The following is a 23862-nucleotide window of genomic DNA, read 5'->3' on the forward strand; positions in this document are numbered from 1 at the left end:
ATTGCACTTTATCTTTTATTTGGAATGTGTATCTAATTTATCATCACGCTAATCAGCCTAGAAAACCATGCTCAGCAACTATCCGCTTTCTGAAGTAGAAAAAAGCTTTCTCCAAGAGTCTGGAGTAGATAAAATCACTACTCTAATCCCTTACTTGACGGTTGATAATTTCCCAAAATTAGGTTTGTTGACAGCCTGTAGATTTTTGGAATGGGCCGCTGCAAATCCTCAGGGGGTTATCAGTCTTCCCACCGGTAAAACTCCGGAGTTTTTTATCAAGTGGACGCAGTTTTTGCTTGAAAATTGGGATACAAAAAAAGGCAAGGATATCCGTCAAAAATATGGAATGGGAGATCTTAAAAAGCCTGTCTTGAAGGATCTTACATTTGTTCAGATTGATGAGTTTTACCCGATATCATCCAAGCAGCACAACAGCTTTTACGATTATGTAAACAAGTTTTACATTCAAGGCTTTGGACTGTCCAAAGAGAAGGCTATCCTGATTAATTCAGATGAGATTCCTTTGGCTGAAGGAAAACATTATTCGGAGATTTTCCCCGATTTGAAAGTGGATCTGTCGCTAAGATTCAGAGATCCAGTAAATGATCTTGAAAAACTACAACAAGAATCGATTTACATGATCGATCAGTGGTGTGCAGATTATGAAAAGCGAATTCGCGACCTTGGCGGGATAGGTTTTTTCCTAGGAGGAATTGGTCCTGATGGTCACATCGCTTTCAACACCCGAGGTTCTCATATTTACTCCGTTACGCGCTTAACCGAGACTAATTTCGAAACCCAGGCTGTAGCAGCAGGGGATTTGGGAGGAATTGAGGTTTCTGCCAACCGATTGGTCATTACCATTGGCCTCGATACCATCGTCCACAATCCTGATGCAGTGGCAATTATCATCGCAGCCGGTGAGGCAAAGGCGGGAATTGTCAAAGATTCTTTGGAGACGAAACTGAACAACGTCTATCCAGCTACTGTCTTACAAAAACTTAAAAATGGTCGATTCTATCTTACCAAAGGAGCGGCTGTCAAGTTGACTGACTCCATGGATGCTTACTATGAGAAAGGAGAGTGGACATTTGAAAAGACCGAACGCGCAGTAATAGATCTGTGCAAGAAACTCAATAAATATGGTCACAGGCTCAAGCTTAGTGACCTAAAGGCTGATAAATATTGCAAACTTATCCCCGACCTTTCAGAAGACACGGTGAATCAGGTCATCAAAAGTATTGATGCGAAATTGGCGAAAGGCTTGGAGCAGGAAGAAAATCAACGATTGCTCCATACAGGCCCACACCATGATGATATTTCTCTTGGTATCCTGCCACACATCACCAATCAGCTGAATGAGCCTACCAATGAGGCACATTTCTCAGTCCTGACTTCGGGCTTTACTGCTGTGACCAATACCTTCGTCATCGAGACTTTACAACATACCAAAAAGTTACTCGACGAGGGTAAAATCCAAATGGTCGATTATGACGACTTCTTCTCAGTGGGATATAGTCTAAAGACGGATAAAGATGTATACCATTACTTGACAAACGTGGCCTCAGAAAATGCCGAGGCTCGAAAGAGAGGGCTTTGCCATCGGGTAGTCAGAGCCTTGGTTAGCGTCTATGAAGTGAAAAATAAGACCCAACTCCGCGAAACGATCAATGATGTAATCAGCATTCTTCGTAAAAGCTACGATGGAGAGAAAAATCCGGCGAAAATTCAAAAGCTGAAAGGGATGATCCGGGAATTTGAAGAGGAGTTGGTATGGGCTCACTTTGGTGTGCAGGTCAAAAATGTACATCACTTGAGACTAGGCTTCTATACTGGAGATATTTTCACCGAACAGCCTGATAAAACCCGCGATGTAGAACCGATCGTGGAATTATTTAGAAAAGTCAACCCAACAAAGATTAGCTTAACCCTTGATCCTGAAGGTTCAGGTCCAGATACTCATTATAAGGTATTGCAGGCCACAGCAGCAGCCGTCAAAAAGTGGGGTGAAGAAAAGGATATCAGTGACCTTCGCATCATCGGTTATCGAAATGTATGGTTCAAATTTGAACCACATGAGGCCAATGTAATCGTGCCTGTATCCCTAGGCGATATGTCAGTCATGGAAGATTCTTTTGCGAATTGCTATCTTAGCCAAGTAAATGCATCTTTCCCTAGTTATTCACACAACGGAAAGTTCAGTACTGTCGCCAAACGAACCTGGGTCGGACAGTTGAATGATATTCAGTTGCTACTAGGCAAAAACTTCTTCTATCTTCACGAGCGTGCAAAAGTTCGGGCAAGTCATGGACTGATTTTCTTCCGGGACATGAATGTGGAAGAGTTTTTGGCGACAGCTAGAGAATTGGAGAAGTCTATCGAAGGAATGCTATAAAAAAGAGGTTGAGAGCCTCAAACCAGACCTATTTAAACCAAAATTGACCTTAGTACTCAGCACATGGAAAAAGCCATTCTGGGATTAGATATTGGCGGTACGGGAATCAAAGGAGGAGTCCACGTCAATGGACATCTCGAAGATATTCGATCGATTCCAACACCAGCGCATGAATCCAAGGAATTCATCCTGGAGACCATTGCCCTATTCATCGAATCCTACTTGGATTATGATATTGCGGGAATTGGTATTGGTATCCCGGGATTGGTGGATGTAGAACGCGGCGAAGTGCTAGGTCTTGCAAATATTCCTGCTTTTCAACATGTGGAATTAGCCAAATTCATTCAAGAGCGATTTTTTAAGCCGGTTTTCATCAATAATGATGCAAACTGCTTTGCGATCGGGGTCCATAAGTTTGGGGTGGGAAAGCCCTTCAAAAATCTGGTGGGTATCACGCTCGGAACGGGTGTAGGTGGTGGTATCGTAATCAATGGGCATTTATATTCGGGTATGTTTTCAGCTGCAGGAGAATGGTGTAGCGCACCTTATCTGGAACACAATTTCGAGCATTATTGTAGTGGGAAGTTTTTTCATGCATACTATCAGACCAAACCGAAAGCAATGGCCAAGCGTGCACGAAATGGAGACCCTGAGGCAATCAAGGCATTTGAAGAATATGGAAATCATTTAGGGGAGTTGATCAAGCATATTTTGTATGCGCTTGCTCCTGAAGCAGTTGTACTTGGTGGGTCGATTCGAAAGAGCTATCCGCTTTTCGAAGCATCCCTAAAAAAATCACTTTCTACTTTTGCTTATCCCATGGTTTTGGAGCAGGTGAAAATCTTACTTTCCGAATTGGATGAGACAGCCATCCACGGTGCAGTGGCATTGGTGGATTTGGAGCCAGAAGTAATCAATAATTAGCAAAAATTTAAAATGATAGTTGGTTTAGTGAAAGAAAAATGCGGTCTCGATTGAGACCGTTTTTTTTGGCTTTTTAATCACTATTGAAAGGAACCTTCAAATTTAATTCCCTGTCAAAAAGCAATGGATAATTTGTCCTGCCTCTCACTGGCCAGTTATTGAGCCAAGAACTTCCGTCATGCAAGCCCCAAAAGGTCACTCGGCTGATTTTGTCTGAATGCTTGCTAAATAGCCCAAAAAGTGAAGTATATCGGTTTTTCAATTTCTCCTGAATAGCCGAAGGCAAGGAATCTGTGTATGGGTTCCAGATTTCTGAATCTTCAATCGAAATAGTTAAATCTGCACCATCAAAGTCACTGGGTCTAGGCAATACATCTACATCCAATTCGGTAATCATCACCTGAAAGCCGGCCTGATGAATATCCAATATTGCGGCTTCAATTTGATCTAAGCTTGGATGATCCAAGCGGTAATGTCCCTGCATTCCGATCCCGTCAATCCGAATTCCTTGTTCTCTAAGGTTTTGAGCCATCTTTAAGATAGCCTGGCGCTTTTCCGGTTTCCAGACATTGTAATCGTTGTAGTACAATTCGGCTTCTGGATCCACTTGATTGGCTTTTTTAAAAGCTTCCGCAATATAGTCTTCACCCAAAATCAAATACCAATGGGTTTTTCGCCAGGTACCATCATCTTCAAAAGCCTCATTGACCACATCCCATCCATCAATTCTTCCCTTGTATCTGCCCACTACGGTTTCTATATGCTCATTCATCCGGTCTTGTAATTCCTCTTTTGAAAGAAAACTTCCATCTTGATCTTGAAATACCCAAGTAGGCACTTGCTGATGCCAGACTAGCGTATGACCTACTATGAAGGCGTTCATTTCTTCTCCTTTCCTCACATAATTATCTCCAAATTCAAAGGCATATTCGCCTTCCTTTGGGTGGATATTGCTCCATTTCAAACCATTCTCTGAAGTCAGTGAGCTGAAATGCAGATTCAGTAACGAATCGGCCTTAGGCATACTACCATTTATCTGGCGGCCATTAACTGCAACTCCGATAAAAAATTTGTCTTGAAATTCATCTTTTAGTCCCCTCTCGGTAGGAGGATGGCAGGAAAAAACAAAGGCTGAAATGATGTGGATAAAATAAAGAGAGCGTTTCATTTTCAGGGTTTTATAGGTTTTTCTAAAGGTAAAAAGACCTGCTCTTAATCTCTACATTTTTTGATTAAATTACCTTTAGCTATTTTGAGCGAGATATCAGTTAAAAAAAGAATTTCCTCATGAGACCCAATAATTTAATCCTAGCACTCGCCCAGATAGCACCCGTTTGGTTGGATAGAGAGGCAACTTTGGAAAAAGTAAAAACTTCTATTCAGGAAGCTGCGCAAAAAGGTTGCGAGTTAATCATTTTTGGGGAAGGGCTTTTGCCGGGGTATCCTTGGTGGCTATCGATTACCCATGCCTCTGCTTGGGATGACCCTAACCAAAAAGAAATTCATGCGCATTTTGCTCGAAACGCAGTACAGATCGAAAGGGGAGACCTAATAGAGATTCAGAAATTAACCAGACAAAAAAAGATTGCCGTTTACCTTGGCATAATCGAGCGACCAATCGATCGGGGAGGGCACAGTCTCTATTGCTCTTTGGTTTATATTAATCAGGAAGGAGAAATACGGTCTGTACATCGAAAGCTTCAACCGACTTATGATGAGCGCTTGACTTGGTCTCCGGGGGATGGAAATGGTTTGCAGGTTCATAATTTGAAGGACTTTCGAGTTGGTGGGCTGAACTGCTGGGAAAACTGGATGCCCCTTGCACGAACAGCACTTTATGGACAAGGGGAAAATCTTCATATTGCAGTTTGGCCCGGAGCAGTACGAAACACGGAAATGATTACCCGAATGATTGCTCAGGAAAGTCGATCCTTCGTGGTTTCCGTTTCTAGTTTGATGCGAAAAGCTGATTTTCCTACGAATACCCCACATCTAGACTTGATTTTGGAAAACTGCCCTGAGGTTTTGGGCAATGGGGGAAGTTGCATCGCTGGACCTGATGGAAAATGGATTTTAGAACCAGTGGCTGATGAGGAGGGATTATTGATCCAAACCTTGGATTTCAATCGAGTTTTGGAGGAGCGCCAAAACTTTGATCCTGTAGGACACTACTCCCGACCTGATGTGCTGAAGCTTCAAGTCAATCGAAGCCGACAATCCTCAGTAGATTTTGATGGGGAGTAATTTCTATTCCTCTCCCGGGTGGTAAACTCGTACAGCATCTTTTAGTACGCTTTTCTTATCTAGGCTCATGGGTTTTAAATCTCTGGCTAAAAAGCGTTCCATTTGATCATCGTAATGAGGACTGTCAGGACGATTGCTCGCCCCAAATACATTGATGGTTTCAATTTTTGGTAGTCCTTCCCCGAATCGTACCATCATGATATAGGATTCGCCTTGAACTCCTTTTCGCATACCATTTTTCCAAGGCTCGGATCGCATAGCGGTGATCACATCATCCAGCCCCCATAGTGGTAATGCTTTCTCTCCCCTAACGAGTTTTTGGTATTCACCTAAAGTAACAAGTTCTTTGCCAAAATGGCTCTCAAAATGATCTTTGGCCTTTAAGAGTCCTTCCGCCGCCTCCTCTTCACTTAAGGTAGTCTCCCATTTTCTTCCATTCTCTTCAAATTCCTCCCACCAGTAATAGTAGCTGAAAGCAAAAAGAGCAGCCCCTTCAGAGTTGACGTCTCCACGCTTGTTCCAGTTTTTAAGTGTCTCAATTTGAGCCTTGATCTCAGGGAATTTTTCAGGATCAAGCGAGAAGAGCGCATCCATATTTGTTCGGAAGGCTAATACCTCAGGTAATTGATCATCAAATTTGATTCGCTCAAAATCTTCCCAGCTTAGCAGTCCCTCCTTTGGCATGATTTCCCGAAAGCGGGTGGAGCGATTGTTTTCCCGGCGAGAATAATCCATTTCCTCTGCGAAGTTGTTTGGATCTAAGTTGTCTGCTGAGTCGGAAGCCGTGAATGGGCTATGATTAGTGTTGAAAAGGTATCCGGAAGTTGGATTGAGGTACTGAGGCAGGTCTTCAAAAGTATGGTAGCTACTCCAGTTGGTTTCTTGGGTATTTCCAGGAACTGTTTCTGTGTACTCGTATTTTGGGTTACGAATCGGTAGAAGCGCATTGCTTACATAAAATACCGTATCGTATTTGTCCGCATAGACGGTATTAAAACTCGTCAATTGAACGCTTTCCATAGCGGCTTTCCATTCTGAGAAGTTCTGAGCCTTATTCATTCGCCACCATTGCTCAGGAGCCCCAATCCGATCTAGGGCGCCTAGTTTTATAGAAAACGTACCATTTTCGGTGACTAAAGTGGGGCCATAGATACTTTTCCATACTTTTTTTGGAACTGGCAAGGTAATGAAGTTCCAAAGTTTGACCTTAAGCCAGATAGTCCGCTCCTCAAGTTCAAGCCATTCCTCGTCCACTGTATATTGACCGGGGTTTTCCGGATTGATTTCTAATTGATAGGTGTCCAGCAAATCAGGAAAGTTTACCGTGTGAGCCCAACCCAAATGCTCATTGACACCATGAAAAATCATGGCTCCACCGGGGAATAATCCACCTAAGATGTTCCAACCTTCTTCGGAATGGAGATGCGCCTCATACCAGGAAACTGGCCCCTCCAGTGGTTGGTGAGAGTTGATAGCCAGAAAGTTTTCCCCTGATTCTGTTCGGGAAGAGTGAATAGCAATTGCATTGGAGCCTTTTGGATTGGGGTCTGGGAGCACTTTTCCGGCTTCTCCATTTACAATTTGCTGAACTGCCCGATCAGCACCTGACATTTGAGCAAGCGATAGAATGTAGGCGGAGGTAATATCCAATGGGTTCACAGGAAAGGCTCCGGAATACAAAACTTCTTTGGGATGACTTTCAGCGTAGTCGTTCATTCCAGCAGCATAGCCCTCGAGTACTGCTTTGAACTCATCTGAAAAGCTATCCTCGTACTTTGCTTTGGCAATCTTTTGGGTTTCTAAAAGGTGAACAAAAAAATCCACAGCAGCTCCCTGTTCCCCGTATACCCGACCTACTAGGCCTTTTCCTGCAAGTAGCGTCTTTTGAATGGTTTCGAAATCATCTTCAGCATGAGCCCACGCCAAACCATATGCTACATCTGCATCCCTTTCACCAAAAATATGAGGTACTCCAAATTCATCTCTAGCAATTTCAACTTTTGAGGTATCCCAACCTGATGGTTGTAAAACACTTTGGCAGGACTGGATGGCAAGAACCGCAAGAAGTACAAAAAAAGATTTTTTCATATGTTTATAATTGCTCTTTAATGGTCATATGGAATCTCGCAATTATAATCAACCCTCTGTTTGACGGGTACCTCGTGCTCGATTTCATAGGTTTGATTTTGGAATCGGAATTAGCGGTTTATTTTTTGAATTTTCAAAATTGAAAAAATAAAAAAGCCGACTAATGCCGGCTTTTCGGTGAATAAACGCTTTTCTTTCAAAATCTATCTAAACTCGTAATCCACTCCATACACCTGAGTCAAGAGGGTAGCCGGTGCATCCAAAGCTACCGCCGATTTGGGAGGAATTGGAGTCACAGGGGAATGCTCGGCTAGGTAGTTTTTTACGGCTTGGTGCAGTGTGTACTCAGTATTTTCAGTTTCCATCACACCGGTAAAGCGACAAAGCATATCATCAGGATCCCCATCGCGCTCACAGGCACAGATGCTGTACACTCGATCCATTTCCAAAGGTTTGTCATGTACAGTTACCTTTTGGACTCTATTTCCTTCCTCTCCAAAGGCTAGAAACTCCACTTCCATTCCGCGGAACTTAATTACCCAACCTCCAAATCGCTTGGAAGCTTCCTTCGCAAAAACATTGTTTAGCTCTTTTTCAAGCCATGCTGCTATTTGAGATCCCTTTACTTTACCTGTTCTAATTTGGGAATCGACTGGTAGCATATCGAAAATATAGCCGTTTGTGATCGGAATATTTCCCGTGCTGTCAGGCGTAGTCTGAGGTGGGCAGAATCGAAACCCATTGGATAATACAATATCGATTTCAGGTACTTGCCAGCTGATGGCGTCCAAAATCATCGTATCGATCGGATTTTCAATTACAAAATACCGATAAAGTGGCACGGTACTGTAACCCGCTATTTTGTAAATGTCTTCTTCAAACGGATCTTCATTTTGATCAATGATTTCCGTTACTGCTGGGCAAGGTTTGATTTTATCTGAGTTGACTTCCAAGAGTTCGTAATCATCTTGGACTACCTTACCATCTTCGATAGTGAGTTCAAGCTTTCCTACAAAAGAACCAAAAGCTCCCGGCTCCACTACTTTGGCATACTTACCTTGGATAGGTTTCCTTACGCGCTCATGGGTGTCACCACCCAAGATGTAATCTACACCCTCACACTCGGGCAAGTTGGCTAGGTTGATTTGCTGAGAAAGACCTAAATGAGCTATGATACAGACAAAAGCACATTTTTCCTGATTTCGCAGGACATCTACATAGTGAGACAAGTTTTCTTCAGGCTTGGTATATAGAATTCCCTTTGAATAATTGGGTGATTGCCTTTTTGGAACCAAATGATCTGTGTATCCCAAAAATCCAATCTTTACCCCATTTACCGACCAAATATGATAAGGGTTGAAGATCAATTCGCCTCTTTTACCTTCTCCTAAATCATGGTACATATTCGCGCAGATTTTAGGGGCATGTAGTGACCCCAGAAGGTGCTGCATGGCCTGCTTATAATACACTACCTCCCAGTTTCCGGGAAGGTAAAGGTCATACCCAATTTCATTTAGGATGGGTACCATCGCCTCACCGGTGGTTCTTACGGAAAGCTCCGAACCTTGAAACATATCGCCTGTATCCATGACTAAGCAATGCTCGGCTTTTTCTCTTTCTTGGTCCAAAAAGGCCTTCAAATGTGCATATCCACCCGTTTTGCGATAAACTGCTTTTCCATTTTCCCAGAAAAGCTCATCATGCGGATGGATCTGACAATGGACATCAGTAGTTTGTAGAATAGTAAGCTTAAATGATTTTGGCTTAAGTTTTTTTGCTTCTGCTTGGGCCACTTGAGGAGACAGGCTCAAAAGTCCCGTTCCTGCTCCAAGGGCACCTAATTGAGACATAAATTTCCTTCGAGAGTACTTCATGAATAGATGGGTTTATTGCAACTAATATTTGGCAAGTTTCTGATTTTGAGAAAGAAAATTCCCTCCCATTATGCCCTGAAGATACTTATTGGGAAAAAAATAAATTGGTGACAGTGGTCACAAAAGAAAAATCCCCGCGAGATAAATGCGGGGATGAATGGAATCAAGGAGTTTGAGAAGCTGCGGTAAATCGAATAATCTGATTCTTTTGAGGGGGTAGAGTCTTTAAGTAGCTAAATATGGCTCGCAGATCTTCCTCCTTCATACCCGAATACATGATCCAAGGCATGATAGTATTAAAATCTCCAGGCTTCACTTTTTCCCTTAAGTAAGTGGAGTCTGAATATTGTTTGAAACGGTCTATGAACTGCTCTGAGGTCCAGTTTCCAATTCCAGTTTCTGGATCTGAAGTGATATTACTTGAAGTGACTTTGGAGCCATCAGGAAATAAGAAATCTCTTCCTCCTGCAAATGCTTTCTCAGGTATAATCATTCCTTGTTCATTGACTTGCGTATGGCATTCGATGCATCCCCCGGCATTGACCAAATAGGCTCCGTAGGCTACTTGATCAGAAGAATTTGGTTTTTTTTGAGGTTGCGCTTCTTGAGGGATGGTATTTAATATCAAATTGACTGGAAAGTCTGCTTCTGAATCGGGGATTTGACTGGGGAGAGGATCTAGGGAACGGATATAGGCAATAATATCATAGATGTCTTCAGGGTCCATTTTTCCATAATACATGTAAGGCATCAAGGGAAACATGGCTCGATCATCATGGGTCACTCCGGTGGTAATCACTCGATAAAGTTCACCATCACTGTATTGGGAGATGCCTGTGGGCGTGATGTTTTTTGCATAAAATACACCAGGAAAACCCATAGAATGGTCAAATCGATCACCTCCTCTTCCTAAGGTACCGGGTGTTGGTGGTCCTGAAAAATAGGAAAAATCGCGGGCTGAATGACAGTCCATACAAACGGTAACATGATTAGCTAAATAAGCTCCGCGCTCGATTCGCTCCTGAGAATAGTCTATTGTTAATTCCTCGGCAGGAGGGACAGAAGGATAGCTCATTTGTAGATAGGAGAAAGCTATCAAGAGCAAAATGATAATTGCACCAATTATCATCGAAAAAATTTTCAATAGTTTTTTCATAGTGCTGTAACAGGTTGGTTATAAGAAAAATACAATAAAAATTGGTTTAATCAAATTTTAAAAATCTCATATAAAATTAGATTTTTTACCAATGAAGTGAGTTTTTGGGACGAGCTACAGAATCAAAATTAGCTGCAGGTTTTGTGTCTGACTCGAATTAGGCTTATTTTTCATAACAATATCAAATCGAAAAAATCAAAATTAAATCCACCTTAAATGAAGAAGCTCATTCTTTTCTTAATTACACTGATTCCAGTATTGGCACTAGCTCAGGAGTCATCAGTGATTAAAGAACTTGATTCAAAAACCGAACAGTATACTAAAATTGCCATGCAGATCTGGGAAAACCCAGAACTGGGATACCTCGAGAGCGAAAGCTCTGCTTTACATCAACAAACACTTTCCGAAGCTGGATTTGAAGTCAAGGCTGGGGTAGCCGGAATACCCACTGCATTTGTGGCTGAGTTTGGTTCAGGAAAGCCAGTCATTGGAATTATGGCTGAATTCGACGCGCTACCGGGGGTATCGCAGAAAGCATCTCCTTTTCGCGAAGCAGTCGTTGAGGGTGGAGCAGGTCATGCATGTGGACACCATTTGTTTGGTACTGCCTCAGTAGCTGCTGGAATTGCGGTCAAAAACTGGTTAGACGCTAACGGAGGTCAAGGAACTATCCGAGTTTACGGAACACCAGCTGAAGAAGGTGGTGGAGGTAAGGTCTATATGGCCCGAGCTGGATTGATGGATGATGTAGATGTCATGCTTCATTGGCATCCAGGCTCCAGAAATAATGCCGGAGCTAATTCCTCCTTGGCAAATATTTCCACAAAATTTCGATTCTATGGAGTAGCTTCTCATGCCGCAGCCGCTCCAGAGCGTGGAAAGTCCGCCCTTGACGGAGTAGAGGCGATGAATTTCATGGTCAATCTCATGCGTGAGCATGTGCCTCAAGAGACTCGGATGCACTACGTGATCACCCGTGGAGGTGAAGCACCTAACGTTGTTCCTGCCTTTGCAGAATCCTATCATTACGTCCGTCATCCAGATGTCAAAGTGGTGAAGGAGATTTTCCAAAAGATGGTGGCAGCGGCCGAAGGAGCTGCAAAAGGAACACAGACTACCATGGAGTATGAAATTATTAATGGGGTTTACAACCTTTTACCCAATGAAACCCTCGCCCGGGTGATGCATAAGAATTTGGAAATCATTGGTGGTGTCCAATACAGTGAAGAGGATGAGAAGTTTGCAGAAGAATTGATCAAGAGCTACCCGGACCTATCAATCAATCCAGCGGAGGATGCGATGAAAATTGATCCGTTTATGGTGCGGGAAACTGGAACTGGAGGATCAACCGATGTCGGGGATGTAAGCTGGTTGGTTCCAACGGCTGGATTGGGAGTGGCGACTTGGGTACCTGGTACAAGTGCTCACACTTGGCAAGCTGTAGCAGCTGGTGGAACCCCAATCGGTGCGAAAGGTATGATGGTTGCTGCAAAAACATTGGCTTTGACAGCTTTGGATGTAATTAAAAATCCAGAAATTGCTACCAAGGCAAATGAAGAATTGAATAGACGCAGAGGTGCAGGGTTTAATTATGAGGCTTTGGTTGGAGATAGAGAGGCACCGTTAGATTATAGAAAGTGATCTCTTCTAGGATTTCTCTACCGATAATTTTTCTGATAGGCATCCTTGCGGGGATGCCTTTGTTTTCATTTTGTCAAGAATCAGATGAGGATAGAATCAAGATAGGTCTTGTATTAAGTGGGGGAGGTGCTAAAGGGATAGCTCATGTAGGAGTCATCCGAGCAATGGAGGAAGCAGGTATCAGACCAGATTATGTGGTTGGTACCAGTATGGGTTCAGTGATTGGAGGTCTATATGCCATTGGATATAGTGCCGATGAACTGGAAGAAGTAGTCAGATCTACGGATTGGGACTTGGTTGTTTCTAATCGGGTGGATTTTAAAGATATTGCTTTTGAAGAAAAAGAATATTACAACCGCTACCTACTCGAAATCCCTTTCAACAGTGGCAAGCTTGCGCTTCCGTCCGGTTTGATCCACGGACAAGTTCTTTCTGAGATTTTACATTACTATACTTTTCCGGCATCCAAGTATGAGGATTTTGATGATTTCCCCATACCATTTCGATGTATTGGGACAGATGTACGAACTGGTCAACCTATCATTTTTGATAAGGGTTATTTGCATGATGCGATCCGCTCAAGTATTGCGATTCCCACAGCTTTTACTGCTTTTGATTTGGACAGTACAGTTGTTGTTGATGGAGGGGTTGTAAATAATTTTCCCGTAGATATTGTCCGGTCCATGGGGGCAGACTTTGTAATCGGTGTGAATGTATCCGATGAGGATTTTTTGGAAATTGAGGAGTTGGGAGGCTTTGGGGGAATATTGATGCAAATAGCGATGGCCGAATCGCTTCGCAAAACCCGTGTGAACATTGAAGAGACAGATATTTATATCAAGCCTGACTTAGGGCCATATTCTACAGGAAGTTTTGCTGAGTATGATGCGATTTTGAAATTAGGGGAACAGGTAGGGAAGGAGTTTTTTGACAAATTTAAAAATGCGGCAGATAGTCTTGGAGTTTTAAGTCCAGCAAAACTTGAAACTCCTGTTTCACCAGAAATAAAAATCCGTTCATTGGAAATAGATGGGAATCAACTTTTTTCAGATGAATTAATCGAATCAAAGTTGGATATTTCTCCAGGTCAATTGGTCGATCGGGATTACTTACAAGAAGGTATCAGGAATGTCTTTGGGGTGAATGGTTTTCACAAGGTGGATTATTCGCTAAAACAAAATGAGGATCAAACTTATGACCTTAATGTCCGAACAATAGAAAAACCCAAAACGGCATTTTCCACTGCACTGCATTACGATAACCTCTTCTCTGTTGGTATCCTAGCCAACTGGACCACTCGAAATTGGATAGGTCAATCGTCAAGAACTGTTTTTGTAGCCGATATTTCTGAAAACCCGAAATTCAGAGTGGACCACTACAAGTATTTGGGATCAGAGAAAAAGGTGGCGTTCAACTTTCGATACAATTTCCTGAGACAGGAATTTCCAGGTTATGAACAAGGAGAGCTATCTAGGATCAATATTTTTAATGAAAATCGGACTGAGGTGCAGATCATCACCACCAATTCTCTAAAGGAAGCTTTTTATCTTGGGTTCATAGCAGATTTGAGTGCATCCAAAGTTCAGTTTGATCAGGTACTTCCTGATGGAGTCAGAAATGGAGTTGATAACTACCTAAGTGCCAGAGCCCGATATTATCGAAACTCCCAAGATGATCGAAACTTTCCCACCAAGGGAGCAGAGGGACTTTTGGAAGCCGAATATAGGTTCAAAACCTGGCTAAAGATTAATCTTGAAAAAGGGGTAGACACCATTTTTATCGATGCAAACGAAGTTCAGTTTCCTTTGACAAGTGAGCAACTGGATCGGTTTGTGAAAGAATTGACGCCGAATTCTTATTTGACTTTGTTAGGCAGATATTCCAAGCTTTTCCCTATTTCCGAATCTGTCCAAATCAAACCCTTTGTGGGAGGGGGCTTTACCCTTTCAGACCAAAATCTGAAATCTTTCCGCGACTTTTTTATAGGAGGGTATCAGATGGTCCGGTTTATCGATAATCGATTTTGGGGATTGAATTACGCCGAGATTTCCGCACAAAACTTTGCTAAAATCGGGATGGAGCTGCAAGTAATCCCGATAAAAAAAATATTTCTAAGGAGCGGAGTCAACTGGTTAGGCTATTCTAATAATATTCCATTGGGAGATATTGTGGGCTCAGAAACGATTACTCAGAATACACTTCTTGGCTATGGAGCGGATATTTCCTATCAATCTGTTTTGGGCCCCATTACCTTGGGTCTTGGCTCTAATTCTACGGACAAAAAGCTTCGAACCTACCTTTCGATTGGATTCAGTCTGAATTATCAAGATCGATAAGGAATGAGCAAATTACATCAGTGGCTATTTGTCCTATGGTGCAAATCCATTAAATTCAAAAAAATGTTTTGAAGCTATGGATCGGAGAAAATCCCTAAAAATATTAGGCGCAGGAGGCTTGGGAATAGCAGGACTGGTATTCGCTGACTGGAAATGGCAGCTGGTGGACCAACTCACCCATCAAGGTTTTTTCAGCTTACAGCAAGAAAAATTAATCACTGCGGTAGCAGATACCATCATTCCTGCAGGTATTCCTTCGGTAGCTCCAGAAAATGCCCAACCCATCGGTGCTTTGAGTACAGGTACGGATAAGTTTTTGATTCGTCTTTTTGAGCATTGCTATGAAAAGGAGGATCAAGAAATCATCAAAAGAGGACTCGATCAGTTGGGTACTTTGGATTTTTTAGCCAAAGATCAAAAAGCTAAAGAAGATATTTTGATCAATATGCAAGATTCAGAAAATGAAGCTGATCAGCGATTTTTTCAACTGATGAAATCACAAACGATTTATGGTTTTACAACCGTAAGGGAAGTCATGGTGGAATATCATGGCTACAAAGTAGCCGCAGGAGGGTTCAAAGGTTGTGTCCCTGCTTCCGAGGTTTTGATCTAAAAATACTGACTATGAAGTTTTGGAAATATTTCTACGGATTTTGGATTATTGCTTTTGCACTATTTTCCTATTGGCAGTTTAATGATCCTGATCCGGAGGTTTGGGTAAGCATTTATGCAGTAGCGATTATTTTCTGTTTGATGGGCATTAGAGGGATTTTCCCGAGATACCCGCTCACCATTGTTGTTGTGGCTTGCTTGGTGGGGGCCGTATACTTTTGGCCGGAATCCGTATCCGGCTGGATTGGTCAAGAAATCGAACAAGGAGACCTTACCATGAAAACTCCTGAGATGGAAGAAGGACGAGAGTCTTTTGGATTATTTATTGTTGCCTTAGTGATGCTTCCGGGATTAATCCGGTCTTGGAAGAAATAAAACATAAAAGCTGGCCAGATTTTAATTGGCCAGCTTTTTTTACAAGTTTTTAAGCTCTGCTATCAGCTTTTCAAGCGAATCTTTGGCATCCCCAAAAAGCATTCGGTTTTTTGGATGGAAGAATAATTCGTTTTCAATCCCGGCATAGCCTTTACCCATGGATCTCTTTAAAACGATAATGTTTTTAGCATTCCAGACTTTGACAACTGGCATACCATAAATAGGACTGGAAGGGTCATTTTCAGCAGCTGGATTGACGACATCATTGGCTCCGATGACCAAGACCACATCTGTGCTTGCCATATCCTCATTGGCATCTTCCATTTCCAAAAGTTTAGGATAGGGAACATCAGCTTCGGCTAGTAGGACATTCATATGTCCGGGCATTCTTCCAGCCACGGGGTGGATCGCATAGTTTAAGTCAACTCCCTTGTCTTCCAATATTTTTTCGAGATTGTGGACCGTATGTTGAGCCTGTGCTACTGCCAAACCATAGCCTGGTACAACACTCACTTTATTGGCATAGGCAAGTAGAATCGCTGCATCTGTTACGCTGATTTCTTTGATAGTCCCCTGCTCACCAGATTTGGTACTTGTAGCTCCACCACCTCCAAATGACCCGATGATCACATTGGTCAGGGATCGATTCATGGCCGTACACATCAATACCGTCAGGATTGTTCCTGCAGAACCCACTAAAATACCACCGGTAAGCATGGCCTGATTTCCATAAAGAAAGCCTCCAAAGGCAGCGGCCATTCCTGTGAAACTATTCAAAAGGGAGATCACAACCGGCATATCTGCACCGCCAATTGGCATCACAAATAACACTCCGTACAATAAGGAAAGGATAAGCAATGTGTACATCAGTGACATGCTCAAGTGTCCAGAAAATGCCAAATAGCCTGCAAGGCCGAATATTGCGATGAGTAAACCAATATTGATGATTTGACCTGCTGGAAGTGCTTTATCTGCTATTTTTCCTTCTAGTTTTCCATAAGCGATCATAGAACCAGAAAAGGATACCGAGCCTATAATCAATCCAAGCAAAATTACGATTAGCATTCCTGCTGAGATTTCTCCTCCGTGTCGAAGGTGATCAAATTCTACCAAGGAAATTACCCCCGCACAGGCGCCCCCCATGCCGTTGAAGAAGGAGACCATCTGGGGCATGGCAGTCATCTTCACCTTAATGGCCATACGCATGCCGATTACTGTCCCAATTACTAATCCCGCTAAAATCAAGCTGTAATTCAGCCATTTATCGGCGGAAAACTCTTCTTTGAACAAGATGGTTGCCGCAATGGCAAGTCCCATTCCGTATCCGGCTATCAGATTGCCTTTGCGTGCTTTATCTGGGCTAGAAAGCATCTTAAGTCCTAAGATAAAAGTGACTGATGCGACAATGTAAGATAGCTCCAGGATGCTGAGTCCAAGTATAGTTGTATTCATATTACTTGGCTTTTTTCTTAAACATTTCTAACATCCGATTGGTCACTACAAATCCACCAACCACATTTAAGGTCCCCAGAATCACAGCTAGAAACCCTAATATCAATGCATAATAATTACTGGGATCGGCTTGAAGCATAATGATAATGGAGCCGATAATGACTACGCCGTGAATTGCGTTAGCTCCTGACATTAGCGGAGTGTGCAATACTGCGGGGACATTGGAAATCACCTCGATACCGAGGAAAATCGAAACGATGATCAGAAAGATAAACTCTCTGTTTTCATAAAATAAACTCAGTATTTCTTCCATTTATCAATTGATTTCGGATGGGTAAAGGATATTTTTAACGCGTTCGCTTCGGATTTCTCCTTGATGTGTCACGCAGGTATTTTGTACGATGTCATCTTCCCAATTAAGCATGAGTTCGCCTTCCTTACCGATGATGAGTTTAAGGAAATTCACCATATTCTTACCATACATTTTGCTGGCATCCATAGGCATAGTCCCTGGTAAATTTGAATCACCGATAATGGTAACCCCATGTTTTTCGATGATTTGATTATTCTCGGTAAGTTCACAATTACCTCCGGTGGAGGCTGCTAAATCCACGATTACTGAACCCGGAGCCATGGCTTCTACGGTTTCGGAGGTAATTAGCACGGGAGCTTTTCTACCCGGAATCTGGGCCGTACAGATGATAATGTTTGATTTTCGGGCATGCTCTTGAATAAGAGCCTGCTGCTTGGCTTTGTATTCCTCACTTTGCTCCACGGCATATCCTCCGGCACTCGCTTCATCTTTGGCTCCTTCTACTTTGACGAATTTAGCGCCGAGACTTTTCACTTCTTCTTCTGCTGCTGCCCGCACGTCAAAGGCTTCGACAACTGCACCCAATCTTCTTGCGGAGGCTATTGCTTGAAGCCCTGCCACACCAGCGCCTAGAATAAGTACTTTAGAAGGAATAATGCTACCTGCAGCAGTCATAAACATGGGGAAAAATCTGGGTGAATGACTAGCTGCCATCAGTACTGCCTTGTAGCCTGCTACGGTTGCCATAGAAGAGAGTACATCCATCGCCTGAGCTCGGGTGGTACGAGGTACATTGTCCATGGAGAAGCTGGTAATTTTTTTGTCCAAAAAACGTTCTACCAGCTCCTTATTGGATAAAGGCTGAAAAAGGCAGACAAGGACCTGCCCATCTTTGAGGGAAAGTTGCTCCTCCTCAGAAGGGGGTTGGATTCCCAGAATCAAGTCTGCTTGAAGTACTTCAGCGCGGGAATGGATACTTGCTCCTATCGCTTCGTAATCTTTGTCGGAGGCGTAAGCTTTTTCGCCGGCACGACTTTCTACGATTATTTGAACTTGTAGCTGAATGAGGGCTTTGGCACTTTCTGGCAGAAGTGCGATCCGATTTTCCCCCTCGGGTTCTTTCAAAAGGCCAATGGTCATGGACAGGTGGTTAAAACTGAATTATCTAAAGTTAAAAGTTTATTTGGCAAATGAAAATCATCAGAATCAGCAAATTGTTTAAGAAAGGCTAACTTGAGTATCAATGACTTATTCTTTGATATATATACATACATCAGCAAAATGTATAATTTGAATAATCGGGTATATCAGAACTTTGTATCTATCAAAAAAAACTGAAATGGAAAATATAGATAAAAGTAAACCTGTATTAGTGACAGGGGCTACGGGATATGTGGCGGGCTGGATTGTTAAAAAAATGTTAGACGAGGGATTGATTGTGCATGCAGCTGTCAGAAATCCCGATAATAAATCTAAAATTGGTCATTTGGAGAAGCTTGCAGCAGATAGTCCGGGGATTATCCGTTTTTTTAAGGCAGACCTTTTAGACGAAGGTAGCTATGCGGAAGCAATGGACAACTGCGAATTGGTCTATCATACCGCTTCTCCCTTTACCTTGGAGGTCAAAGATCCCCTGAAAGAATTGATCGACCCGGCTTTGAAAGGAACTAGAAATGTGCTGAACCAAGCCACGAAAACCCCTTCTGTAAAGCGTGTCGTAGTGACTAGTAGTTGTGCGGCTATCTACACAGATGCGAGTGATGTTCATCAAACGCCAAATGGAATACTTACAGAAGAGATTTGGAATACCACAGCTTCGCTTGAGTACCAGCCTTATTCTTATTCTAAAACTTTGGCAGAAAAAGAGGCTTGGAAGATTGCTGAATCACAAAATCAATGGGATTTAGTCACACTCAATCCATGTTTAGTGTTGGGTCCTGCTACCAATCCCAAGACTGCGACTTCGGAGAGCTTTACAATCCTCAAGCAATTGGGAGATGGTACCTTAAAAATGGGTGTGCCAAACCTAGGAATCGGGGTAGTAGATGTTCGGGATTTGGCTCAAGCTCATTTCAATGCAGGCTTTTTGCCGGAGGCAAATGGAAGAAATATTATCTGTGCGCATAGCTCATCCATGCTTGAAATGGCAAAAATTCTTCACCAAGATTATGGAGACAAATACAAGGTCCCGAGCGGTGCACTTCCAAAGTGGCTTTTGATGCTTATCGGTCCGCTTGTGAATAAAAGTATCACGAGAAAATTTATCCGAAACAATGTAAATATTACCTGGAAAGCAGATAATTCTAAGGGAAGGAAAGAACTGAATATGAGCTACAGACCCCTTCAGGAGACTTTGCATGATTCCTTCCAGGACATGATTGACCACAAGCTAATCTGATATGCAAGAAATCTTAGTCTTGGATTCTGTGGCAGAAGCCCATCAGTTCTTGGGTCTTCCCAAACCTAGCCATCCATTGGTATCGGTGATTCGCACGACTGATATGCACTTTAAGCAGCTGACAGAAAGCGTGAGATTACGAATCGACCTGTTCCAGATTTGGATGAAGGAAGGAGCTGATTGTGAATTTGGGTATGGCAGAAGTACCTATGACTTCAAGGAAGGAACTTTAGCTTTTATCAAGGCAGGGCAGGTGATTACAGCCGACAGCCATGAATTTAACCCAAAGCCAGATAATTACCTGCTTTTGTTTCACCCTGATCTTATTCGAAAGAGTGCACTAGGTGAAAATATAAAAGAGTATGGCTTTTTTGACTATGAAACCGATGAGGCGCTTCACGTCTCGGAGGCAGAGCAAAAAGCTCTGTTGGATATTATTCAAAAAATCGAATGGGAAATCCAACATCCAATCGACCGTCATAGTCAACGGTTAATCGTCAATAGTATTGAGCTGTTTTTGGATTACGCTTTGCGGTATTACGACCGACAGTTTTTTGTGCGGACCAATAGGAATCAGGAAATTGTCGGAAGGGTTGAAAAACTGCTACAAAAGTTCTTTGAGTCCGATGATTTAATAGGAAAAGGGCTGCCGACAGTCAAGTATTTAGGAGAAAATCTGAATATGTCACCTAGCTATTTGAGTGATATGCTTCGAAAAGAGACTGGTCGAAATGCACAGGAGTTTATCCATCATGCCCTTCTGGAGAAAGCAAAAAATCAACTGCTTGGATCAACTGATCCGATTTCTCAAATAGCATACGATCTTGGATTCGAATATCCGCAGCATTTCAGTAAATTATTTAAAAGTAAAACAGGATTGACACCCCTGGAGTATAGAAATCAAAATTAGGAATATGCCCTTTCATCAATTTGGCGGTAAGGTGACCTCCGGCTTAGAAGATCATTACGGAAAATCTGAAAACTGGAAAAACGGGCGGTTTCAAAACTTGCAGCCGACTAATTTGGGAATCGACCTGAAGGACTTTCCGAAGGTACTGGTCCAGCAGTTCAAAGGAAGGTCCGAAAGACAGCCCAACCGTCAGATTCCGATGGAATCCTTTGATAAAGCAAAGTTTATGGAGAAGGCTGGAAGAGCACGCTTTGCTTGGTACGGACATTCCGCCATCTTACTCCGAATGAGTGGAATGACGATTTTTATTGATCCGATGATGGGACCGGATGCTTCACCGATTGCTCCATTTCAGACCAAGCGATTTTCGGATGGAACCTTGGACATGATCGATGATCTGCCGGAGATAGACTTGCTGATGATGACGCATGATCACTATGATCATTTGGATCTGGAGAGCATTCGGAAACTCAAAGCTAAGACCAAGCGCTATGCGGTGGCTTTGGGAGTGAAAAGGCACCTGGTGAAATGGGGAGTAGATGCAGATTTGATCGATGAATTTGACTGGTGGCAGGATAGGATGATTGGTCCCATCCAAGTCACTTTTACTCCGACCAGGCATTTTTCGGGAAGAGGGCTGACGGATCGGGCTCAGACGCTCTGGGGTGGTTGGGTTTTTCAAAGTTCAGATGAATCCATTTGGTTTAGCGGGGACGGAGGCTTTGGTGATCATTTTGAAGAGATCGGTCGACGATTTGGCGGCTTTGACTTTGCCTTTATGGAATGTGGTCAATACAATGAGCATTGGCGTCAGTTGCATTTGTTCCCTGATGAATCGGTCATTGCATCCCAGAAGGGCCTCGCTAAAAAGATCATGCCTGTTCACTGGGCCGGCTTTACGCTAGCACCTCATCACTGGAAAGAACCCGTAGAGCTTTTTGTCCAAAAGGCAAGGGAATTAGAAGTGGATTTTATCATTCCTCAGATAGGTCAGGTGAGATCTATCTTAGATACAGATTGGGAAGAATGGTGGCTTGAATATTGAATCTTAAGAAGGGCATTCTTATCTTCAGTCAAAAAAGTTGATTTCTGATTTACAGCCAATAAATAAAATAATTAATACGGCCTGGGATGAGTTTAGAGGTTTAAAATCTGGAAACTTCGCCTGCCAGCCGTGGCTGGATCTTCAGGCTTCCGACTTCCAGCCTGTTAAGCTATGAAAAGAGGAATCTGGCTTTATTCTGGATAGTTATAATAAATAATTTCAGCGATGACCCTTTCATACCTCCGAGATTTTTGCCTTTCAAAACCCGGTACGTCAGAGGATACCCCTTTTGATGCCAATACACTTTGCTTTCGAGTGGGAGGGAAAATATTTGCGATCACAGATTTGGAAGTGTTCGAATACATCAATTTGAAGTGTGACCCGGAGCGATCGGCCGAGTTGCGGGAGAAGTTTGAGGGCATCACTCCAGGCTATCACATGAATAAGAAATGGTGGAACTCAGTTTCGGTACTCGGAAATGTACCCGATCAGCTAATTTTGGATTTGGTAGATCATTCCTATGAGTTGATCTTTGCCTCACTTCCCAAAAAGCTTCAAACCAAAATCCGTCCATGAGTTTTTTTTCTATCCAAAAAATCCGGAAATCTTACCCCGATCAAACAGCCCTTCACGATTTTTCACTTGAAATTCAGAAAGGAAGCCTTTTGTCCATTGTAGGCGAAAGTGGGTCTGGCAAATCTACTTTACTTCGGATCTTGGCGGGGCTGGAAAAGCAAGATTCTGGATCGGTCTATTTGAATGGGGAGAAAATTCTCAATCCAAGTGAAAAATTAGTAGCAGGGTATGACGAGATCAAGCTGATTCATCAGGATTATCATTTGTACCCCAATAGTACTGTGGAAGAGAATATTGCTCGACCGCTCCTCCTTTATGATAAAAAATACGCCCAGGAGCGCGTTAAGACTTTACTGAAGCAGTTTCGGCTAAATAAACTAGCAGATCGATTTCCAAGACAACTTTCCGGTGGACAGCAGCAAAAAGTAGCTATTGCCGCAGCTTTGGCTATCGAACCTGAGGTTTTGCTTTTGGATGAGCCCTTTTCCTCCTTGGATACAATTCAGACTCATCAACTGATAGGCGAACTGGCTGAGAGCTTCAAAGAAGCCCAAACCACAGTCATATTTGTCACCCATGATTTGGATGATGCGCTGCGCTTGACTGATGATTTGTTGATTTTGCAAAAAGGAAAAATCGTGCAGCAAGGAAGTTCTCAGGAGCTTTGCGAGCAACCCAAAAGCAGATATATCGCCCGACTTTTTTCTCCTATCAATGCCATTCCCGATACTGATAATTGTTTTATTCGACCCACGGATGTCAAATTGCGGACAAAAGGAGGACTACTTGCCCATGTTGTCGATTCTCGGTATTTGATTCATTTCAATTCACTTCAAATCAGACTAAAAGAAAGCGGATTGATTTGGGAAGTCGATGATCCGCAGCGGAGATTTCAAATTGGGGATCGAGTCTATGTGAGTTGGGATAAAGAAAAGGAACTTCATTTAGCCAGATAAAATAAGAGGCTTTCTGGATCAGGAAGCCTCTTTTGATTTTAACTGTGTGATTCGCCAGCAGCTCCATGCACATGTCCGTGGTCTAGTTCTTCCTGAGTTGCTTCACGCACTTCCAGGACTTTTCCCTCAAAGTGTAAGTCGAAACCCACCAATGGATGGTTGAAGTCAAGCAATAAGCTTTCACCGAGATCTTTTAGGACTTTTGCCTGCATAGGGTGCCCATTTTCATCCATCAAGGGCAGGAATTCGCCTTCTTTTAGCATACTTTCCTCAAAACCTCTTTCCTTGGAAAACTGCTCCTTGGGCAAGTTGATCAATAGCTCATCGTCCGCCTCTCCGTATGCCTCGGCCACTTTGAGCACAAACTCGAAGGAGTCTCCCTCTTTCTTTCCGGATAGGTACTCCTCAAATTTTTCAGGCAAACCGCTTTGTCCAAACAAGAAATAAAAAGGATCGTCCTCATCCCGGACTTCTACACTGAATGGCACAGACTCGATTTCATCTTCGATTTTGCTGACTTTGAGTTCGTAGGTCAGACCCACGACGGCTTGGTTTTCGATATTCATA

General features: G+C 42.8%; 20 protein-coding genes. 12 read left to right on the forward strand and 8 right to left on the reverse strand.

The genetic code is table 11. From position 1 onward, the window contains the following. The first annotated feature begins 67 nt into the window (after window positions 1–67). Window positions 68–2395 carry a PIG-L family deacetylase gene (locus G457_RS0101225; RefSeq protein WP_026944853.1) on the forward strand — a complete coding sequence of 776 codons (2328 nt, stop codon included), beginning with the start codon at window positions 68–70 and terminating at the stop codon, window positions 2393–2395. 63 nt (window positions 2396–2458) lie between these two features. Next, on the forward strand, window positions 2459–3319 hold the full coding sequence (locus G457_RS0101230; protein WP_026944854.1) for an ROK family protein: 861 nt from the start codon (window positions 2459–2461) through the stop codon (window positions 3317–3319). Between the two features lie 73 nt (window positions 3320–3392). Here the strand turns inward: G457_RS0101230 and G457_RS0101235 are convergent, their stop codons facing one another. Then, the gene (locus G457_RS0101235) at window positions 3393–4487 is read right to left on the reverse strand and encodes an endo-1,4-beta-xylanase (RefSeq protein WP_026944855.1); all 1095 of its coding nucleotides are present in this window, start codon (window positions 4485–4487) and stop codon (window positions 3393–3395) included. 119 nt (window positions 4488–4606) lie between these two features. Between G457_RS0101235 and G457_RS0101240 the strand changes: the two genes are divergently transcribed. Continuing rightward, window positions 4607–5563, forward strand: coding sequence for a carbon-nitrogen hydrolase family protein (locus G457_RS0101240; RefSeq protein WP_026944856.1), 957 nt, complete (start codon window positions 4607–4609; stop codon window positions 5561–5563). A 3-nt stretch (window positions 5564–5566) separates the two neighbouring features. Here G457_RS0101240 and G457_RS0101245 read toward each other — a convergent pair whose 3' ends face one another. From G457_RS0101245 to G457_RS0101260, 3 genes are all read right to left on the reverse strand, one after another. After that, window positions 5567–7651, reverse strand: coding sequence for a penicillin acylase family protein (locus tag G457_RS0101245; protein WP_026944857.1), 2085 nt, complete (start codon window positions 7649–7651; stop codon window positions 5567–5569). 203 nt (window positions 7652–7854) lie between these two features. Continuing rightward, window positions 7855–9525 carry a bifunctional metallophosphatase/5'-nucleotidase gene (locus G457_RS0101255; RefSeq protein WP_026944858.1) on the reverse strand — a complete coding sequence of 557 codons (1671 nt, stop codon included), beginning with the start codon at window positions 9523–9525 and terminating at the stop codon, window positions 7855–7857. 163 nt (window positions 9526–9688) lie between these two features. After that, on the reverse strand, window positions 9689–10681 hold the full coding sequence (locus G457_RS0101260; protein WP_026944859.1) for a c-type cytochrome: 993 nt from the start codon (window positions 10679–10681) through the stop codon (window positions 9689–9691). Between the two features lie 216 nt (window positions 10682–10897). On the opposite strand from G457_RS0101260, the gene G457_RS0101265 reads away from it, so the two are divergent. From G457_RS0101265 to G457_RS0101280, 4 genes are all read left to right on the forward strand, one after another. Next, window positions 10898–12322, forward strand: a complete 1425-nt coding sequence (locus G457_RS0101265; protein ID WP_026944860.1) for an amidohydrolase — start codon at window positions 10898–10900, stop codon at window positions 12320–12322. 53 nt (window positions 12323–12375) lie between these two features. Next, entirely contained in the window at window positions 12376–14658 is a 2283-nt protein-coding gene (locus tag G457_RS0101270) for a patatin-like phospholipase family protein (protein WP_051260656.1), read from the forward strand. A gap of 76 nt (window positions 14659–14734) precedes the next feature. Continuing rightward, on the forward strand, window positions 14735–15271 hold the full coding sequence (locus tag G457_RS0101275) for a gluconate 2-dehydrogenase subunit 3 family protein (RefSeq protein WP_026944862.1): 537 nt from the start codon (window positions 14735–14737) through the stop codon (window positions 15269–15271). 11 nt (window positions 15272–15282) lie between these two features. After that, entirely contained in the window at window positions 15283–15645 is a 363-nt protein-coding gene (locus tag G457_RS0101280) for a transmembrane 220 family protein (protein ID WP_026944863.1), read from the forward strand. Between the two features lie 39 nt (window positions 15646–15684). Here the strand turns inward: G457_RS0101280 and G457_RS0101285 are convergent, their stop codons facing one another. Genes G457_RS0101285 through G457_RS0101295 form a run of 3 tightly spaced genes read right to left on the reverse strand, consistent with a single transcriptional unit; the run spans window position 15685 to window position 18550 of the window. After that, window positions 15685–17097, reverse strand: coding sequence for an NAD(P)(+) transhydrogenase (Re/Si-specific) subunit beta (locus G457_RS0101285; RefSeq protein WP_035482921.1), 1413 nt, complete (start codon window positions 17095–17097; stop codon window positions 15685–15687). Window position 17098: 1 nt separating this feature from the next. Further along, window positions 17099–17410: an NAD(P) transhydrogenase subunit alpha gene (locus G457_RS0101290; RefSeq protein WP_024281668.1), complete on the reverse strand. Its 312-nt coding sequence runs from the start codon at window positions 17408–17410 to the stop codon at window positions 17099–17101. Between the two features lie 3 nt (window positions 17411–17413). Next, window positions 17414–18550 carry a Re/Si-specific NAD(P)(+) transhydrogenase subunit alpha gene (locus tag G457_RS0101295; RefSeq protein WP_026944865.1) on the reverse strand — a complete coding sequence of 379 codons (1137 nt, stop codon included), beginning with the start codon at window positions 18548–18550 and terminating at the stop codon, window positions 17414–17416. A gap of 199 nt (window positions 18551–18749) precedes the next feature. Here G457_RS0101295 and G457_RS0101305 point away from each other — a divergent pair, with 199 nt between their 5' ends. The 5 genes from G457_RS0101305 to G457_RS0101325 all read left to right on the forward strand — a co-directional run bounded on the left by G457_RS0101305 (window position 18750) and on the right by G457_RS0101325 (window position 23295). Further along, window positions 18750–19808 carry an NAD-dependent epimerase/dehydratase family protein gene (locus G457_RS0101305; protein ID WP_026944866.1) on the forward strand — a complete coding sequence of 353 codons (1059 nt, stop codon included), beginning with the start codon at window positions 18750–18752 and terminating at the stop codon, window positions 19806–19808. Window position 19809: 1 nt separating this feature from the next. Continuing rightward, window positions 19810–20718, forward strand: coding sequence for a helix-turn-helix domain-containing protein (locus G457_RS0101310; RefSeq protein WP_026944867.1), 909 nt, complete (start codon window positions 19810–19812; stop codon window positions 20716–20718). A gap of 4 nt (window positions 20719–20722) precedes the next feature. Further along, complete coding sequence (locus G457_RS0101315; RefSeq protein ID WP_026944868.1) at window positions 20723–21763, forward strand: MBL fold metallo-hydrolase; 1041 nt, start codon at window positions 20723–20725, stop codon at window positions 21761–21763. A 225-nt stretch (window positions 21764–21988) separates the two neighbouring features. Continuing rightward, window positions 21989–22339 carry an MmcQ/YjbR family DNA-binding protein gene (locus G457_RS0101320; protein ID WP_026944869.1) on the forward strand — a complete coding sequence of 117 codons (351 nt, stop codon included), beginning with the start codon at window positions 21989–21991 and terminating at the stop codon, window positions 22337–22339. Beyond that, window positions 22336–23295 carry an ABC transporter ATP-binding protein gene (locus G457_RS0101325; RefSeq protein WP_026944870.1) on the forward strand — a complete coding sequence of 320 codons (960 nt, stop codon included), beginning with the start codon at window positions 22336–22338 and terminating at the stop codon, window positions 23293–23295. The genes G457_RS0101320 and G457_RS0101325 overlap by 4 nt, the downstream gene beginning before the upstream one ends. A 38-nt stretch (window positions 23296–23333) precedes the next feature. On the opposite strand, the gene G457_RS22710 is transcribed toward G457_RS0101325, so the two are convergent. Next, a complete protein-coding gene (locus G457_RS22710; protein WP_026944871.1) occupies window positions 23334–23861 on the reverse strand; it encodes an FKBP-type peptidyl-prolyl cis-trans isomerase in 528 nt (175 codons plus the stop codon). Window position 23862: the final 1 nt, after the last annotated feature.

The organism is Algoriphagus marincola DSM 16067, assembly GCF_000429405.1.
In the GTDB taxonomy this organism is placed as follows: Bacteria; Bacteroidota; Bacteroidia; order Cytophagales; family Cyclobacteriaceae; genus Algoriphagus; species Algoriphagus marincola.